The sequence below is a fragment of the Streptomyces sp. NPDC047917 genome, from assembly GCF_043204345.1.
In the GTDB taxonomy this organism is placed as follows: Bacteria; Actinomycetota; Actinomycetes; order Streptomycetales; family Streptomycetaceae; genus Streptomyces; species Streptomyces sanglieri.
Genome location: NZ_JBIDCA010000026.1, coordinates 23,083 through 38,921, shown reverse-complemented (window position 1 = coordinate 38,921; position 15,839 = coordinate 23,083). Strand labels below are relative to the sequence as shown.

The 15,839-nt window shown below is 69.2% G+C and carries 17 protein-coding genes and 3 pseudogenes; 11 read left to right on the top strand and 9 right to left on the bottom strand.

Going from position 1 to position 15,839, the window contains the following annotated elements; translation table 11 throughout:
• Positions 1-190 precede the first annotated feature (190 nt).
• Positions 191-715 carry a DUF1877 family protein gene (locus ACGF8B_RS40775; protein WP_392747820.1) on the bottom strand — a complete coding sequence of 175 codons (525 nt, stop codon included), beginning with the start codon at positions 713-715 and terminating at the stop codon, positions 191-193.
• 169 nt (positions 716-884) lie between these two features.
• Here ACGF8B_RS40775 and ACGF8B_RS40770 point away from each other — a divergent pair, with 169 nt between their 5' ends.
• The 3 genes and pseudogenes from ACGF8B_RS40770 to ACGF8B_RS40760 form a co-directional block, all read left to right on the top strand.
• Positions 885-1,142, top strand: coding sequence for a DegT/DnrJ/EryC1/StrS family aminotransferase (locus ACGF8B_RS40770; RefSeq protein WP_392747853.1), 258 nt, complete (start codon positions 885-887; stop codon positions 1,140-1,142).
• 41 nt (positions 1,143-1,183) lie between these two features.
• Positions 1,184-2,172 (top strand): annotated as a pseudogene (locus ACGF8B_RS40765) (Gfo/Idh/MocA family protein).
• Positions 2,173-2,622: 450 nt separating this feature from the next.
• A pseudogene (locus tag ACGF8B_RS40760) lies at positions 2,623-2,826 on the top strand (IS256 family transposase); the annotation flags it as partial.
• 251 nt (positions 2,827-3,077) lie between these two features.
• Here ACGF8B_RS40760 and ACGF8B_RS40755 read toward each other — a convergent pair.
• Entirely contained in the window at positions 3,078-3,302 is a 225-nt protein-coding gene (locus ACGF8B_RS40755) for a hypothetical protein (RefSeq protein WP_392747818.1), read from the bottom strand.
• A gap of 305 nt (positions 3,303-3,607) precedes the next feature.
• On the opposite strand from ACGF8B_RS40755, the gene ACGF8B_RS40750 reads away from it, so the two are divergent.
• Positions 3,608-3,970: a hypothetical protein gene (locus ACGF8B_RS40750; RefSeq protein ID WP_392747816.1), complete on the top strand. Its 363-nt coding sequence runs from the start codon at positions 3,608-3,610 to the stop codon at positions 3,968-3,970.
• A 142-nt stretch (positions 3,971-4,112) separates the two neighbouring features.
• Here the strand turns inward: ACGF8B_RS40750 and ACGF8B_RS40745 are convergent, their stop codons facing one another.
• Both ACGF8B_RS40745 and ACGF8B_RS40740 read right to left on the bottom strand, forming a co-directional pair.
• Positions 4,113-4,484 carry a hypothetical protein gene (locus tag ACGF8B_RS40745; protein ID WP_392747815.1) on the bottom strand — a complete coding sequence of 124 codons (372 nt, stop codon included), beginning with the start codon at positions 4,482-4,484 and terminating at the stop codon, positions 4,113-4,115.
• Between the two features lie 43 nt (positions 4,485-4,527).
• Positions 4,528-4,728 (bottom strand): hypothetical protein, encoded by a 201-nt coding sequence (locus tag ACGF8B_RS40740; RefSeq protein WP_392747813.1) that lies wholly within the window; start codon positions 4,726-4,728, stop codon positions 4,528-4,530.
• A gap of 783 nt (positions 4,729-5,511) precedes the next feature.
• Here ACGF8B_RS40740 and ACGF8B_RS40735 point away from each other — a divergent pair.
• The 3 genes from ACGF8B_RS40735 (at position 5,512) to ACGF8B_RS40725 (ending at position 8,158) form a co-directional block, all read left to right on the top strand.
• Entirely contained in the window at positions 5,512-6,168 is a 657-nt protein-coding gene (locus tag ACGF8B_RS40735) for a response regulator transcription factor (protein WP_392747851.1), read from the top strand.
• Positions 6,165-7,700 (top strand): ATP-binding protein, encoded by a 1,536-nt coding sequence (locus ACGF8B_RS40730; RefSeq protein WP_392747812.1) that lies wholly within the window; start codon positions 6,165-6,167, stop codon positions 7,698-7,700. The genes ACGF8B_RS40735 and ACGF8B_RS40730 overlap by 4 nt, the downstream gene beginning before the upstream one ends.
• Positions 7,701-7,939: 239 nt before the next feature.
• Positions 7,940-8,158, top strand: coding sequence for a hypothetical protein (locus tag ACGF8B_RS40725; protein WP_392747810.1), 219 nt, complete (start codon positions 7,940-7,942; stop codon positions 8,156-8,158).
• Between the two features lie 71 nt (positions 8,159-8,229).
• On the opposite strand, the gene ACGF8B_RS40720 is transcribed toward ACGF8B_RS40725, so the two are convergent.
• A complete protein-coding gene (locus ACGF8B_RS40720) occupies positions 8,230-8,442 on the bottom strand; it encodes a hypothetical protein (RefSeq protein WP_392747809.1) in 213 nt (70 codons plus the stop codon).
• Between the two features lie 1,428 nt (positions 8,443-9,870).
• On the opposite strand from ACGF8B_RS40720, the gene ACGF8B_RS40715 reads away from it, so the two are divergent.
• Both ACGF8B_RS40715 and ACGF8B_RS40710 read left to right on the top strand, forming a co-directional pair.
• Positions 9,871-10,239, top strand: a complete 369-nt coding sequence (locus ACGF8B_RS40715; RefSeq protein WP_392747807.1) for a hypothetical protein — start codon at positions 9,871-9,873, stop codon at positions 10,237-10,239.
• A 131-nt stretch (positions 10,240-10,370) separates the two neighbouring features.
• Positions 10,371-10,835: pseudogene (locus ACGF8B_RS40710) on the top strand (SsgA family sporulation/cell division regulator); the annotation flags it as partial.
• Positions 10,836-10,998: 163 nt separating this feature from the next.
• On the opposite strand, the gene ACGF8B_RS40705 reads toward ACGF8B_RS40710, so the two are convergent.
• Positions 10,999-11,232 (bottom strand): DUF6480 family protein, encoded by a 234-nt coding sequence (locus ACGF8B_RS40705; protein WP_392747805.1) that lies wholly within the window; start codon positions 11,230-11,232, stop codon positions 10,999-11,001.
• Positions 11,233-11,758: 526 nt separating this feature from the next.
• A complete protein-coding gene (locus ACGF8B_RS40700; protein WP_392747804.1) occupies positions 11,759-11,905 on the bottom strand; it encodes a hypothetical protein in 147 nt (48 codons plus the stop codon).
• A gap of 48 nt (positions 11,906-11,953) precedes the next feature.
• Between ACGF8B_RS40700 and ACGF8B_RS40695 the strand changes: the two genes are divergently transcribed.
• Entirely contained in the window at positions 11,954-12,187 is a 234-nt protein-coding gene (locus ACGF8B_RS40695) for a hypothetical protein (protein ID WP_392747802.1), read from the top strand.
• 163 nt (positions 12,188-12,350) lie between these two features.
• On the opposite strand, the gene ACGF8B_RS40690 is transcribed toward ACGF8B_RS40695, so the two are convergent.
• Together ACGF8B_RS40690 and ACGF8B_RS40685 are read right to left on the bottom strand one after the other, a co-directional pair.
• Positions 12,351-12,986: a class II aldolase/adducin family protein gene (locus ACGF8B_RS40690; RefSeq protein ID WP_392747800.1), complete on the bottom strand. Its 636-nt coding sequence runs from the start codon at positions 12,984-12,986 to the stop codon at positions 12,351-12,353.
• A 19-nt stretch (positions 12,987-13,005) separates the two neighbouring features.
• On the bottom strand, positions 13,006-13,971 hold the full coding sequence (locus ACGF8B_RS40685) for a sugar-binding transcriptional regulator (RefSeq protein WP_392747799.1): 966 nt from the start codon (positions 13,969-13,971) through the stop codon (positions 13,006-13,008).
• Between the two features lie 494 nt (positions 13,972-14,465).
• Here ACGF8B_RS40685 and ACGF8B_RS40680 point away from each other — a divergent pair, with 494 nt between their 5' ends.
• On the top strand, positions 14,466-15,833 hold the full coding sequence (locus tag ACGF8B_RS40680; RefSeq protein ID WP_392747798.1) for an MFS transporter: 1,368 nt from the start codon (positions 14,466-14,468) through the stop codon (positions 15,831-15,833).
• Positions 15,834-15,839 lie beyond the last annotated feature (6 nt).

Sequence of the window (15,839 nt, the reverse complement as noted above, 5' to 3'; positions counted from 1 at the left end):
CTGGGAACACAACCACCACGGGCACAGGTCTGGTCGGCGTGGTCCTTGTCATGGGCAGACCGTACGCGGACGGGGAAACACCTCGCGAGTGCGTTGAGCCCAGTGCGTGTGGACGCTCGCGTAATTCCCCAGGCGGAAGTTCACGTAATTCCCCAGCTGCTGACGAGGGCTGACGATGAGGCCGTCCGCGTCAGTCCCACCAGAGCACGACGAGAAGCTGCCGTTCGGATGCACCACGGTAGAACTCGCGTATGGCGTTGAAGTGCCCCAGCAGGTACTTCTTGGGGCCACTGACGATCTTGTCCGCGCCGTTGCCGATCAAGGAGGCGGCCTCTGTTTCATCTGTCGGCAGAGCGGCCAGGAGGGCCGGAAAGTCGATCTGCCCGAGCAGTTTCGCAGCGCGAGCCACTTGAGTCGGGGAGAGGACCGTGAGGTCTGGCCCGAAGGGGCCAATGGCATGCGGATGCGTGTTGAGGAAAGCGAGGTCGATGGCGGTGTCGCCGTCGAGAGCCTGTCGGAGAGCATCCCGATGGACGTCATCGAGACCTCCCAGCTCACAGACCCGTTCGAGAAGGAATGGCGCCCAGTCCAGGTCGAGGACGTCCACCGACGGTGGATCCCAGAGAGGATCTCCATCCGGCGATACGTCCGCTGACTGGCGGCAGGAGGCGAGATGCTCCGCCGGGATGCGGGCAAGCTGCTGAGTGACGGCCATGACGGCAGTATCCCGACGACGTCCACCGGTTTCCCTACCTGGTCTTGTGGATGGGGTTCCTCGGACACTTGTTGGGGCGGTAGCTGGGGCCGTTCATGATGACCTGGTGGCTGGTGTTGATGAGCCGGTCCAGGAGTGATTCGGCGACGACGGGGCTGGGGAAGAGGGGATACCACGACCTCGACGACCTACGAGCCCGAGGCGTGCTCGGTTCTCGCCCGGCTGCGCCCCCGTCTCCGCGCCCCCGTGTCCGCTCCACCGCTCACCCGCCTACGCCACCGCAGCCGACCTCCCGCACACGGACACCGCCGCCGAGCAGGTACTGTCCCTCCCCGTCCACCCCGGGCTGACCACAGCCCAGATGGAAAACGTCGCCCAGGCCATGACCGCACTGGCCCTCGCCCCGGCCCGGGAGCGTGCCGCGTGAACACCCCGACGCTGCGCGCCGGCCTGATCGGGCTGGGACGTATGGGCCGCCACCATGCCCGGGTCCTGCGGTCCCTGAACGGCGCCGAACGGGTCGGCGCGCTCGATCCGCACGGCGACCGCTACCGAGCCGCCGACGGGATCCCCGTAGTCGCAGACCTGGACGCGCTGCTGCAACTCGGCCTCGACTATGCGGTGCTGGCCTGCCCCACACACTCCTGCACGAACTACTGGGCACCGCCCTCGCCGCAGCCGGCATCCCCACCCTCATCGAAAAGCCGCTGGCGGGCGGCCCCGCCTCCGCCAGACGCCTCGCAGAAGCCTTCCATGCCGCCAACGTCCCGGCCGCCGTCGGATACATCGAACGCTTCAACCCCGCCCTGATCGCACTGCGCCAACGGCTGGAAGCCGGACAGCTCGGAGACGTGTTCTCCATCGCCACCCGACGAACCGGCCCCTACCCCGTACGGATCACCGACGTCGGCGTGATCCATGACCTCGCCACCCACGACCTCGACCTCACCGCATGGATCACCGGCACCCGCTACACCTCAATCGCCGCCCGTGCCGCCCATCGCAGCGGCCGCCCCCACGAAGACCTCCTGGCAGCCCTCGGACAACTGACCGACGGCACCATCACCCACCACCAGGTCAACTGGATCTCACCACTCAAAGAACGCACCACTGTCGTCACCGGTGACCACGGCATCCATGTCGCCGACACCCTCACCGCCGACCTCTCCTACTGGGCCAACGGCTCCACCCGCACCCAATGGGAAGCACTCACCGCATTCCGCGGCGTCACCGAAGGAGACGTCACCCGCTACGCAGTCCCCAAACAAGAACCCCTGATCGCCGAACACGAAGCCTTCCGCGACCTGGTCCGCGGCCACAGCCAGCGCTCCGCGACCCTCCACGACGGACTGCACGCCGTACTCGTGGCCAACGCAGCCCTCCAAGCCTCACGCACAGGCACCACCACAGCCGTCCCGACCTCAGAACATCTCCATCACCCGCAGTCTCTCGGCTGACCGAAGGGGTCGGCCCTGCGGAACGTGCGAAGTGACTGCAGGGCGAACCAGGAGCACCGTCCTGGCAGGGCACTCATGTCCGACCGTACGAGTCCAGACTTGCTGTCCCGTTCGGCATGGGCATGAGCCGAGTCGCGCCCCCGCTGTCTTTGGCCTCGGTGGGAGCCGAGAGAGCGGTGGTGGCTTCCCGGTCGCGGGACCGGGCACTGATGCGGTCTGTGGTGGTACGGCGTCTGCTCTCGCTGGACGCGACCGGGACGCTACAGACGGTGCATGTCCGTATCGCTGCCGACACGACGGGAGTCCATGTCCGTACGGTGTGGCGCTGGCTCTCTCCGAGGTGCTGCCGCTGCTCCACCTGCACGGCCTGTCGTCCGGGGTCTTCGTACTTGCGCTGGAGCAGTTCCTGGGCGGCGCGGCAGGGCTGTCGCCCGCAACTCGTAGAACGCCAGCAGTTCTGTCGAGTCAACCTTCTCCACGGTCAAGCTCCGCACCAATGTCACCCGCGGCGCGGGCAGCCCGGCCGCTGCGCTCGCCATGATGTTCAAGCTCGTCGAGTCCGCCCAGGCCCGCTGCCGCGCGATCAGCGGCGCCCACCTCGTGGCCCTGGTCCGCGCCGGCGCCCGGTTCGAGAACGGCGTCCTGGTCGAGCGACGAACTGGCGGCATGAGCACGCGTCCGAGTGCGGTGCCCCGGGTACGGCGTGCCGAGGAGGGTGAAGGGGGGTGGGATCGTGCGTCTACTCCGATCCCCGAGGCGTACCAGAGGGACCGTCCAGCCACCCCCCTTTGCCCCAGGCCGCCCATGGCAGACACTGCGGGCCGGAACCCGAGCGGGCGCCGCCCACCCTAACCCGCCCCGCTGACAAGGCCGCGGTCCCATCCACAGATCTTGACGATTGCTCTCTACCGAGTAGCGGCAGCGGCCATGCCGGACTCCCGAAGCGCGCGGGCCAGGTGTTCCATCTCGGGAAGCGTCCCTGAGTAATTACCGTCCAGCACACGGCGCAGCACAGCCCTGGCGTTCATCAGGTCGATGCCGAGCTCAGCCCGCAGCACGCGCATGATGGCGACGTTCGTCGCGGGCGGGCTGCTTATCTGCAGCCTCGCGGGTCCATGCTCGGAGAGCATCTGCTCCCGCCGTTCGGCTGGCACGTCGCCACCACATATAGCTACTGCGAATCCACAGGCGGAACACGTTGACTCAACGTCCCATCGCAACCGGCCGTCCACCAGGGCCTGAACTCCCCAGCACTCCAGCTCAGCACCGCAGTCCTGGCACACAGCGGAGTACCTGACGGATTCGAGAACCGCCTTCTCCATCCCCACCCCCCCCCCAACGGAGACGAGGCTAACGACAAGTTGAGTACCTCGCATCCGCGATGTGAGTATCCGGACGGCAGCGGCTGACCGGGCGCCCGATGTTTGATCGGGGCATGAACACAGCAGAGTCCCGGTCGACGCCCGCAACCAAGGAGAGGCGAGCCACGGACCGCACAGGCTTCGGTGGCCGCAGTAGCCGCTTCTGGTCTTTCCTGGCCGCCGTTCTCTTTGTGCCCGCGGCGTTGGCTGTCGGCTTGCTGGCCCTCTCCTCCGAGCGCGCGGGGCGCTGTCTGACGTACGGGGAGCAGTGCGGCTCGTCGCTGCCCGGCACGCTGTTCGTGTGGAACGTCGGCGTGAGCGGTGTGGCATGTGTCGTCGCACTGGTCGCGCCCGCGGTACGGGTTCGTCGGGTTGCGTTGATCGCGCAACTCCTGGCGGAGTGCGTGGCGCTGATCGTGATCCTCAGCTACGCGTGACACGCGGGCTCACGGGCCGTTGACGGTTCGCGCTTCAGCTGGCGGAACCCGCCGGCTGAAGCGCTCGTCACACCGGACCGATGCTGTTCGGGGCTCGCTTGCGCGTATCCGCTCGGGGGATCGGTGTGCGCGGGTCACTGGCTCAATGCGCCGGGCCGGGCAGGATGCCACGGATGACCAGCTGCCGCCCGTAGGGGGTGGGCATGGCCTGCATCTGGACGCCGGTGCGCAGCGGCTTCACCGAGAAGCAGAAGCCCTTGATCGGGCCGTGGCAGATGAAGCCCAACGGCGTGGGGATGCCGATGCCGTCGGGGGAGAGGGTGCAGCCCAGCCCAGCGTAGACGTCCGTCATCTCCGGCCCGTGCGTGATGTACAGGATGGCCGCGCCGAACTTCCCCTTCTCGTGGGTGCCGGCCGTGGGCAGTCGAGACGAAGGCGTCCACACTGACCGGCGGAAACCGCAACTGGTCGAGGTCCGTCCGGCGCCGACCGAACTCCAGCCCCTGCCACGCACGCGGATCACCCTGCCGGCGGCCGGGCAGGGCGCATGGTGCCGGTCAGTGGATGCCGGCCGTGGCCCAGGCTGTGTGGATCTGTTCGTAGGCGGTCTGGATGTGAGTGTCCTGCGGTGTGTTGAGAACGAGGGCGGTGGCGAGTGTGCGGACGGCAGGAATGTCGAGCAGCAGCACGGCGAGCACGCGGTTGAGCCGGCCCGCAATGTCGCTGACGGACTGGGGCGGGTGGCAGTCCTCGCCCACTTCCTGAGCAGACCGCCGAGCCCGGCGGCATCCGGTTCCCCGCACTGTGCCTGTTTCAGGGCGATGTGGGCCTGCCACAGGGCCTCGGTCTCCCACGCGGGTACCGCCCGAAGGAACACCGCGTCGGAAGTGACCCCGAGGCCGGCGGCAGAAGGGCTGACGGGGGCTGGGGGAGGGCCGTGGCGAGGTTGCTGATGGCGTCGGCCGCGGCTCGGTACGGGGCATCGGGCAGTCCGGCCGAGCAGCCGGTCTCGGTTTCGTCCTCGACGGCGTCGGCGAGCCGGGGCAGCACCAGGGTGTCGAGCACGTGCACATCGTGAAGCCACGACGGAACGCCGGGCAGCACACAGGGGTGATCGGGGTGCGAGGTCATCCGGGCAGGGTTCCAGTTCTGCACGCTCACCAGGTTGCCTTTCGAAGAGATCGTCAGATCAGGGGGTGGCGCCGGGGCGAGCGCGGTTCTTTCCTGCCCGACCCCGCACCGACACACCTCGGAACTCGTGTGCGCGACGCACGCACGAAGAGCCGGCCGGGTACAGGGCGCTATTCGGCGCGGGGATGCCGGTGGCACGGGGCGGACGCGCCGCTCTGCCCGTGCACAAGGTCGGCCGCATTCGCCTCGAACATGACCAGCTGCCACGGCCCGGTGCGCTGACCCCGCTCATCCCGCCGCCGTGTTGTTACGGCTGTGCGTTTCGTTTGGGGTGGCACGGAGGGCGGCCCTCAGGCGGTGTCCGTCGTCGCCCCCGTGGTCCGTACCCTTCCCGAGTCACCGTCCGGGAACTGCTGCGCACCGCACTGAGCTATGCCGGCTTCGACGTCGACGCCGCTGCCACAGGTCAGGAAGCCCTCGACCTTGCCGCGGCCCGCACGCCGGATCTCGTCCTGCTCGACGTGATGCTCCCGGACATGGACGGCTTCGAGGTGATCCGCCGCCTGCGGGCCCAGCCCCGCTCACTCCTGGCAGGCCGGGGCGGCGACGTGCCCGTCCTCTTCGTCACCGCCCGCGACGACCGGCAGGACCGGCTGAACGGCCTGCGCCTCGGCGGCGACGACTACGTCACCAAACCCTTTGACCTCGAAGAACTGATCGCCCGCATCCACGCCGTACTGCGCCGCACCCGGGGCGAGCAGCCCGCGCGGATCACCGTCGGCGACCTTGAAGTGGAACCCGACAGCCACCACGTCACCCGGGCGGGACGGAACGTGCGACTGTCCCCGACCGAGTTCCGCCTTCTGCACTTCCTCGTTGCCAACGCCGAACGGACCATGACGAAGAACCAGATCCTGGACGCTGTGTGGGAGTACGACTTCGGCGGCGACCCCAGCATCGTCGACACCTACATCAGCTATCTGCGCCGCAAGGTCGACAAGGGCGAGCCCAAACTGATCCACACCATCCGAGGCGTGGGCTACGCGGTCCGCGAGCCCCGGCCGTGAAGCGCCCGGCCTGGTGGCCGGCCAAGAGGCGGCCGAGCAGGCTGTCTCTCCGTACCCGCCTGCTGTGCCTGTCCATCGCACTGGTCGCGGTCGGTCTCCTCGGCACCGGCGTGATCGTCACCACGGCCCTGCGCGGCTACCTCCAGGACCGCGTCGACGACCGGCTCGTCCTCACCGGGCAGATCGCCGCCCGCGTCGCCCCGCCCGCCGACACCCCGCCGAGCGTGCAGGCCCTCAGCGTCCTCGGCGACACCACCGTGACCTATCTGGATGATGACGGTGCCACCAGCAGGGCGTTCGACACGAGCACCGCACCCCCCGGCGGCGGTCCCGAGCTCCCGGCTCTCGACCACGCGGCCGTCCTCGCTCACGAGGGCCACCCGTTCACCGTGCCCGCGAAGGGCGGCGACCACGAGTGGCGGGTCATCGCCCTCACCCAGCCCGCCCAGGTCTTCCCGCCCGAAAGGGCAGAGGACCGGGGCAGCGTGGTCGTGGCGACCTCCCTCGACGAGGTCGACCGCACCGTCACCAAGACCCGCAACCTCTCCCTGACCGTGGGGGCCGCCCTGCTCGCGGTCCTCACCGCTGCCGGCTGGTTCGCGGTGCGTTCCGGGCTGCGACCCCTGACCCGTATCGAGGAGACCGCCACCGCCATCACCGCTGGTGACTACTCCCACCGCGTCCCCGAACTGGTCGCCCCGCACACCGAGGTGGGGCACCTGACCGCCTGCCTCAACCAGATGCTCGACCGGATCGACACGGCCTTCCAGGCCCGCGCGGAGGCCGAGGCACGCACCCGGCGCTTCTTCGTCGACGCAGGCCACGAACTCCGCACGCCCCTCGTCGGCATCAAGGGCTACACCGACCTCTACCGCATGGGCGCCCTGCCCACCCGCGAGGACATCGACCAGACCATGACCCGGATCGCCGCCGAGTCCGAACGCCTCACCCGGCTGGTCGAGGAGATGTTCCTACTGGCTCGCCTCGACGAGGAAGCAGCCACGGGCCAAGAGCCGACCCTCGCGCTCGACCTCGCCCCCATGGACCTGCGCACCCTGGCTGCGGACGCCCTCCACGACGTACGAGCCCTGGACGCGGCCCGTCGCATCACCCTCACGGGTCCAGGCGGCGGAAAACCGGCCACCGCTCCCGCCGTCGCCGACGAGGCCCGGCTGCGCCAGGTCGTCACCAACCTCATCGGCAACGCCGTCATCCACACCCCGCCCGGCACCCCGATCCGTATCGGCGTCGGTACCGTGCGCGGCCGGGCCGTTCTTGAGGTCGCCGACGAGGGCCCGGGCCTCACCCCCGCCGAACGCGACCGCGTCTTCGACCGCTTCTACCGCACCGACGACTCCCGCGCTCGCACCACCGGCGGCTCCGGCCTCGGCCTCGCCATCGCCCACGCCCTCGTCGCCGCCCACGACGGCCGGCTGACTCTGGACACTGCACCCGGCCAGGGCTGCACGTTCCGCATCGAACTCCCGCTGCCTGACGCGTCCCATCGGGCCGACACAGACGGGAGTGCGTGAAGCAGGGGGTCAGGCACTTCGGCAGCAATGTGCCGCACGACCTGGTCGAGGTCTTCGCTGCCTCGCCCCATCCTGTGCAGCTTGGACTCAGGCACCGGCGGGACCTTCCGGGACAACGGCCGGTTCGGTAGCCAGGGCGGACTGGGGGAGAAGCGGCGGGCAGCAAAGGCGGCGTAGACCAGGCCGATGAGTACGGGGACTTCGATGAGAGGGCCGACGACTCCGGCGAGCACCGACTGGTGGCGAGGACTTTCAGGTTCCCCGGCGGACAGCCCTCCGAAGGGGAGCCGGTGCTGGAGGCGGCCATGTATGCCATGGACGCCGCCTACCTGCACCCCGTGCAGGGACTGCCGCTCCACCTGACCGGACACGGCGGGGACATCGTCCTCGACGCCTCCAGCTCCTGCTGGTCCGTCTCCTGCAGGACGGCCACCGCCGCGAGGCCCACCGGCAGGTGACGGCATTCGTCCGGCTCCGTAACACCGCGCCGGGCCCGTACCGGAAGACCCTCAAACACGCAGCTGACACGTCACGCCGCTTCGTAGCGGTGGGCGTGGCCGCCGCGCCACTCGACCCAGTTCGGGTTATCGAGGGCATTCTCGGCGTCGTAGATCCCGGCCCGCCGGAGAAATTCGACGAGGTCGCCGTCGTCGCGGGCGAGGCCAGCGATCTCCCCATTGATAGTGACCGCCCGGCCGCCTGCCGAGGAAGGGCGGTGGACGACGATGGGGGCAGCGCTCATGCCTTCAGCGTGCAACAGGCTGCTGCACACAGCACCCCGAGCTCCGGCAGATGCCCGTATGCCTCTCGGAGCGTTTGGGCAGAGCCGCGCAAGCTGGTTAGCTGCTGCCGTCGCTCGGTCTTTCATCCCACCCGTCAGCCGCCAGCGGTTGAGGCCGGGCGGCGGTCTGCCCTCTCCTCCTGGCTGGAGGGGGCGGACTCGTACGCCTGAGACCAGTACACCCAACTGGCCGAGGGGAGATTGGGCGCGACAGTGCGATCTGGTTGGCTGGCGCCGCCGCCTGATTGGCGCACCCGTGCCTGGCCACGGTCGGGCGGCACTCCGCCCCCTTCTCGGGGAAGAGGGCGGAGCACCTCCGCCGAACCATCGCCGCATGATGCAGCACGCCGGTCATCACGCACTCCTTCTCGGACTGGAAGCGGTTCCGGCTTCAGCCCGGTCTTTCCGCGGCCCCTTGAGGTCACGGTCCAGATCCCATCCATCCGCCCTGCCCGCGCGGCAGGCCGGGAGGCGATTCCCGCGCCCCGCGTGCCACCCTTGCCGGGCCGCCGCATCACTCCAGCCATACGTCCCCGACGCCCCGCCCGCCACCCGGGACAGCACGCGGACACGCAGGACACCCGCCGAGTAGCGGTGAGTGGTGCGACTGCGGGCACCGCTGAGCCGGGGCAGGCCCAACCGGTCACGGCCCGCGGCAGCCCCGGCGCCGGCGCAAACTGGAGGTGTGAACCCCTACGAGGGGCTGGCCACCGTCGAACGCACGGACGGGATCCTGGTCCGCGTGTGGGCCGAGGTCGCCGTCGCCCAGGAGCACGACGCGAAAGACGCCGGCCTGTCCTGGACGGCCCGGCTGACCGCCCCGGCGGCGCAGCGCTCCTGCTGCGGGGCGCCGTCACCCTGGTACTCGACTCCGGGATCCGCTGACCCGCCGAGGTCACCTGCGCCCAGCTGTCCTCCGGACCGCATTCCCCGAACTGGACCGAGATCAAGGGCACCGGGCCCGCCACGGTCAGATGCGATCACCGCCGAACGCGGCGACGGAACAAAGACCGGCGAAACCAGGGGAAGAGCCCCCGGCCCGAACCAGGCCCCCAACCCCCCTGAGTCCTCGACGCCCATCAGCCCGCACCCGCCTGGAGGACCGGCCGGGCTGGGCAGAGCGGGCCGGGCGCCTACCGGTCTCGGGCTGGTCGATCGTCATGGTGAAGCTGACGACCATGAGCTGCTCGAACCTCGGAGGGAAGTGCGCCCCGCCGCGCCTCGGTCATCGCCCGGCGGCCGAGGGGACAGGGCGGACGGCCTCGCGCAGTGCCTCGTTCTCCCGAGCCCTGCGGGCTGCGGTACGGGCGTTCAGCCCGATCTACATCTAGCCGACGACGCCCCGAGGCATCGTGATGCGCCGGGCACTTTGACCATGAAGGAGAGACCATGGCGAGGGTGGCAGTCGAGGGGACCGATATCGTCCTTCACCTGTCCTGGCGGGAGAAGGCGCTGGCACACCACCGCAATGTGCGGGTTCCGGTGTCGGCGCTGCGCCAGCTTTATATCGAACCCGACTGGTGGCGTGCGCTTCGTGGTGAGCGTGATCGGGGCACGTGCATCCCGGGACAGGTGTGCGCGGGTGTCCGGAACCTACGGGAGGGGCAGGACTTCACGTTGGTACGTGCCGGCACACCGGTGCTGTGTGTGGGACTCTGCCGGGGCGCGCCGTTCAGCCGGCTGGCGATCTCTGTCGCCGATCCTGAGAAGGCGATGGGGGCTCTCCTGCCGTTGGTCCCGCGGGATCGGCTGGGATGAAAGCGAGCGGCCTCGCTCCCGAAGACGCCGCCCCCTGGACGGCCCGGCTGATCGCCCCGGTGGCGCAGCGTCTTCGGGCGCCATAACACCAAGGTCGGGGTTCTCTCGTCGCCCTGGTACGCGCCCTTCCCGTGAGCCGGTTGGGCGCACTGATACGTACCCCCGACCGGCAGTTCGTCCTGCTGCGTCGTCCTACGCGGGTGTCGGCACTGCGGGTGCGTCAGGGACACGTGCTGCCACCCGCGCAGCGGCGACGCCCTGAACCGTGCCGCCGTCGCTTTCCCACGTCTCGAAGCCGCCAGGGTCGGACACGCCAGTGGGTGTCGGCGCACTGCTCCCCAGGGATCAACCGGCCGTCAGGACGGGTCGGCTTCGCGACGTGGTCGAGCGCCTGGTCACCGCCGGTTCACGAGGGCGTCACGATACCCGCCCGCCTGCGCTACGGATCGGACGATCCGTATGCCGTGGCCTTCGCCTTCCACACTGGTACCGAATCGCCGGTGACGGGGACCTTCGCCCGCGACCTCCCGGCCGACGGTCTCCTCCGGCTGGCCGGGGACGGGGACGTACTCCTGTGGCCCAGCGGCACCGGAAACCACACGGTCTGTTCGGCGACCGAAACCCGAAACCCTCAGCCCGTCGGCCCCGTCGGCCCCGTCGGCCCCGTCGGCCCCGTCGGCGCCGCGTCGAGCGGAGCGCCCACGACGGCCCCGGCCACAGCCGCTCTTCGGGCAGCGCGGTCTCCTCAGGGGCGTGTTCTCACCCCGCAACTTTGTAGATCGCCAGCGCCGCCACCAGAAGCAGGATCAGGACAAACACCGCCAGGACCGGCGTCAGGGGTGTCGGGCGCCAGTTCCGCCGTGGGGCTTCCTGCGGGGGGCCGAGTTCGGAAACGCCCGACTCGGCGGGCGGTGTCGCACCGGCAGCCATCTGGGTGTCCTCCGGAACGGAGAGACCTTCGTCCGGCAGCATTTCATGGATTCCGGCCATCATGTCCTCCTCCTCCGCCGGTCAGGCCTCTGCTCGCCTTGCCTCACCTGAGGCGAACTTCGAGACGGGCGCGTTCTCCAGAGTCCTGCAGGGCCAAACTTCTGGCGGAGAGAAATACCTATGCGAAAGGAACGTACTAGCCTCCAGGAAGCGCCGGGTACGTACGCGAAGAGCCGCGTTGCGCTGTGAGGAGAGAATTCCTCGTGGCTTGCTCGCCGAGTGCCTTGGCAGGGCTTCCTTCGGGTCGAGTGGCTTCCGATTCGGCGCCTATTTGGGGCGTACCCATGCGAGCCAGATCTATACACCCACACGCGGAGCGGTGCGGGACGGAAGCGATGCAGACTTTCTGATCGCGGCTTTCAGCGCGTCGAACATTAGGTGGTGCGGATCCGTCCATCAAAGGTGGCACCCAAGGCCCGCATGGCCCCCAGCGACTGCCGAGAACTCGTCCGGCTCCAGTAGTGCCGGTGTTCCCAGTACTCCCTGGCTTCGAGGGGGCCGGGGAGCGGGCCGAGGCCTCCCACGTATGTCACACGGGGAGCAGCTGCCACTGCCGGTCCCGGTGGTTGCCCTCCGCCGCGTGCTGCTTGATCGCCGCACGGGCGTTGGCGTCGACTCGCGGGAGCAGACCGCTGTTCCGGTTCGCGATCTCGTACACACGCAGGGTGTCGGTCACGGAGCCCTCAGGATCAGCCTCCACTGCTGGTGGTGTGCGTCGTTACAGGTGCACGCGGCGACGACGGTCTGGGCGCTGCTGGGTGCAGGAGCGCTCGGCACCCTGATCCCCCGGACCACTGATATCGCGCCTGTGCTGATCGTCGCGGGCAGCTGGGTGCTCGGCTTCACCGTGCTCGTCGCGCTGTCGATTCGCTCGGACGCGGCCGCACCGAAGCTCCGGGAGGAATTCGGCTACCGACTCCCGACCCGGACCTCCGGAAACGACAACACCTGGCACTGAGATTCGGGTCCGGTATTTCGCTGGGAGCACGACTGGCTGTCCCGTGACGTTATGCCGTTCTGACGGCCGGACGAGAGCGTCGAGGCGGCCGGTTCATGCCCGACGTGGCCGCTGAACTCCGCGCGCCGCGGGTCGTCGCTGTGTGAAGATCGTCAACCGCCGTTCACGCGTGGTGCAGAGCCGCGAAGCTCTCTGCGGGGAACGTCGTGTCCTGGTCGCCCAGCGTGAGGGCCCTGTAGGTCGCGATCGCGGCTTCCTCAAGGTTCATGATGCGGCGGAAGGCCATGCCGATGTCCTCGGCGTGCGCGGAGCAGCCGTGGTGGGACTGGATGACGCAGTTGTGCGTCTTCGCGCGTTCGGCCGTGGTGTCGGCGAGTTCGTCGGAACCGTTGGGGTTGTAAGGGACGGTCCCGATGGAGCGCACGTAGTACGCGTGGTCGAGGGACACGAGCCGGATCTTGTGGCCGAGAGCGTCGAGGAGAACGGTGTGCTGGGGGTGCAGGTGAATGACGGCGTTGACGTCGGGACGCTCCTGGTAGGTGCGCTGATGCAGCTTCCATTCGCTGGAGGGGCGTTCGGCCCCGCCCGTGACGTCCCCGGCCAGGGTCATGACCGTGAAGTCGTCCTTGCCGAGCCGGTCCAGCCAGGTGCCGGCGCCGGTGACGACGAAGGTGTCGCTGCCGGGCAGGCGCGCGGAGAGATTGCCCCCGCTGGCCAGGACGAGGCCGCGTTCCACGGCCAGTCGGCCTATCTCGGCGAGCTGGGTGAACAGGCCCTCGACGGTGGTGGGGTGCTTCATTGTGTTTCCTCTGCGTGTTTCAGTCCGTCGCGGGGGTGGCGACGGGGCGACTGAGGACGGCGCGTGCGCTGTCGATGTCTGTGACGACGACGTTGACGAGCCCGGTCTCCAGTGCGGTGAACAAGGGAATGTGTTTCTCGATGCCGCCCGCGATGCCCACGCGGATGGGGATCGCCCGCATGTGCTCCAGCGCCAGGCCGATGACGCGCCGGTCGATCGGGCCGTCGACGGCTTGACCGTTCGCGTCGAAGAAGCGGGCGGACGCGTCTCCGACGGCGCCGAGCTCACGCAGGGCCGCGAACTCGGTATCGGTGACCGAGCGGCGCAGCGCCTGGGCGACGCCGGCCGTGCCGCCGATACCGAGGACGAGAGCGTCGGCCGCGGCAGCGACATTGAGCGTGCCCTGGACCTCGTCGAGCCCGCGGATGGCTTCCGCCGCCTCGGGAGTCGTCGCCAGGAGCGGGGCGGGCAGGTGGTACGCGGTGCCGCCGACGGCACGGGCGAGGCTGGTGGCCACCTCGTGCGGATTGGCGTTGCTGGAGCGCCCGCCGCGGCTTCCAGCCAGGGGGACGACCTCGATGGCCGTGTCGGACTGGTAGCGCAGGTGGGCGACGCTGGCCGCGACGGCCGTGCTCATGCCGACCGCGACACGCTGGACGTGCGGGAGGACCGAGGCGAGGGCCTCCGCCCCGGTGACGCCCAGCGACGAGGGTGAGCGCTCCTCGCCGCGTCCGAGGCTGGGGCACACCCATGCGCTGTGCAGGCCGAACCGGCCGACGAGGGCTGCCTCGACGTCGGCGAAGGGGCGCTCGTCACTATGCACGGTGATCTCGACGATGCCGGCCTGCCGGGCCTCGGCGAGCACTCGGGTCACCTTCACCCGGGACAGGCCGAGAAGTTCGCCGATTTCGGCTTGGGTGAGTCCGTGGTCGTAGTAGAGCCGGGCCACCTTACCGAGCAATGGGTCGTGAGCATTTGTTCGCACCAATGCACCTCCGTTCGTCATGATGCCCGGCCGCGCTGCGGAGCGCAAGGAGGTCCGATGGATCTCCGGCGGGGTGCGGGGTATGACCGCCGTACGCCGTCGGATGCTGCGTGAAGCCGGGGCCGCCCGGCTCGGACGCCTTGGCGGTGCACCACAGAGCCTCAATCCGCGGGCGCCGGTGGTGTGCGGTGAAAGCGCTGGCCGGGCGGCTCCTAGCTGCCCGTCGGTCCCGGGCCGTCTGCCCGCACGGCGTTCGCGCCCGGGCTGTGGTGAAGGAGCGTCACGCGCGATTTCGTGAGGTGCGGCAGATGGGCGTCATGCTCGCATCACTGCTGGTCAGAGCGGAGTGGAGGGCTGCCGCTCCCGGTGCGGAGAGCGCCGCGGTGGGCCGCGGGAGCGAAACATGGACCTTGACAGCGCGGGCGGCGGAGTCATGATGTTTGTGCACCGGTTCACCGAGTGTACAAATGTTCAGGCTCGTCGAGGAGGAGTCTATGACGACGAAGGACGGCCTCGCGCAGCCGCAGAGCCGGTGGACGCAAGCCCTCACCAACCAGGGGATCTCCCGGGTCCTGTTCTGGGGCTTCATCGCCCTCATGCTCTTCATGGTCGGCGACGGGATCGAACTCAGTTTCCTCTCGACATACCTGGAGGAACGCGGGTTCAGCGGCAGTCAGGTCGCCGGACTCTTCAGCGCTTACGGCATCGTCGTGGCGGTCGCCGCCTGGTTGGCCGGCGCCCTGGCCGAAGCCTGGGGCCCCCGCAGGGTGATGCTCATCGGCGCCGGTCTGTGGATCGTGCTGGAGGTCGGGTTCCTGACCCTCGGCGTCATGCAGGAGAACTACGCCGTGATGATCGCGACCTACGCGATCCGCGCCATCGGCTATCCGTTCTTTGCCTACGGGTTCCTGGTCTGGGTCACCATGGAGACGCCCGACGCGGTCATGGGCAAGGCCGTCGGCTGGTACTGGTTCTTCAACGCCATGGGCCTGGGCGTCATCAGCGGGTACTTCGTGGCCGCCGCGGTGGACCCGCTGGGAGAGCTGGTGACCCTGTGGTCGTCGCTGGTCTTCGTTACGATCGCCGCCCTCATGGTGGCGGTGCTGGTGAAGTCCCGGGCCGGTGCGCGCAAGGTCACCCGTGCGGAGACCGTCGAGGGCCTCAAGCGCGGCATCGTCATCATGAAGGAACGCCCGAAGGTCGGTATCGGCGGCGCGGTCCGCCTCATCAACACGATCTCTTACTACTCGTTCGCCGTGTTCCTCAACGTGTACATGGTCAAGACGATCGGCTTCAGCCAGTCGCAGTGGTCCTCGATCTGGGGCACCATGCTCGCGGCGAACGTGGCCGCGAACCTCATCTCCGGCTACGCCTCCGACCGGTTCGGCCGCATCAACGTCATCGCCTGGGGCGGCGGGGCCGCCACCGCGATCACCGTGCTCGGGTTCTACTACCTGCCGCAGGCGGTCGGCGCGAACTACGTCGTCATCATGGCTCTGGGCATCGTCTACGGTCTCGCGCTCGGTATGTACGTCCCGCTGTCGGCCGTCGTCCCGCTCCTGGCCCCGCAGCACAAGGCGGCCGCGGTCGCGGTCCTCAACCTCGGTGCCGGCCTCAGCAACTTCGGGGGTCCGGCCGTGGCGGCGCTGGTCGGGCCGCTGGGTGTCGCTCCGGTCGTCTGGATCCTCGCGGCGCTCTACGTCGTTGGGATCTTCCTGACCTTCCTCCTGCGAGAGGCCGGCGTCGAAGCCCCGGGACACAGCCCGCAGGTCGATCCGGTTCCCCCGGCGGCCACCCGGGTCGGCTCCGAGCAACCGCCGCAGGCCGATCCGCTGGAGAATCCGAACGGGGCAGGTAGGTAGGTAACG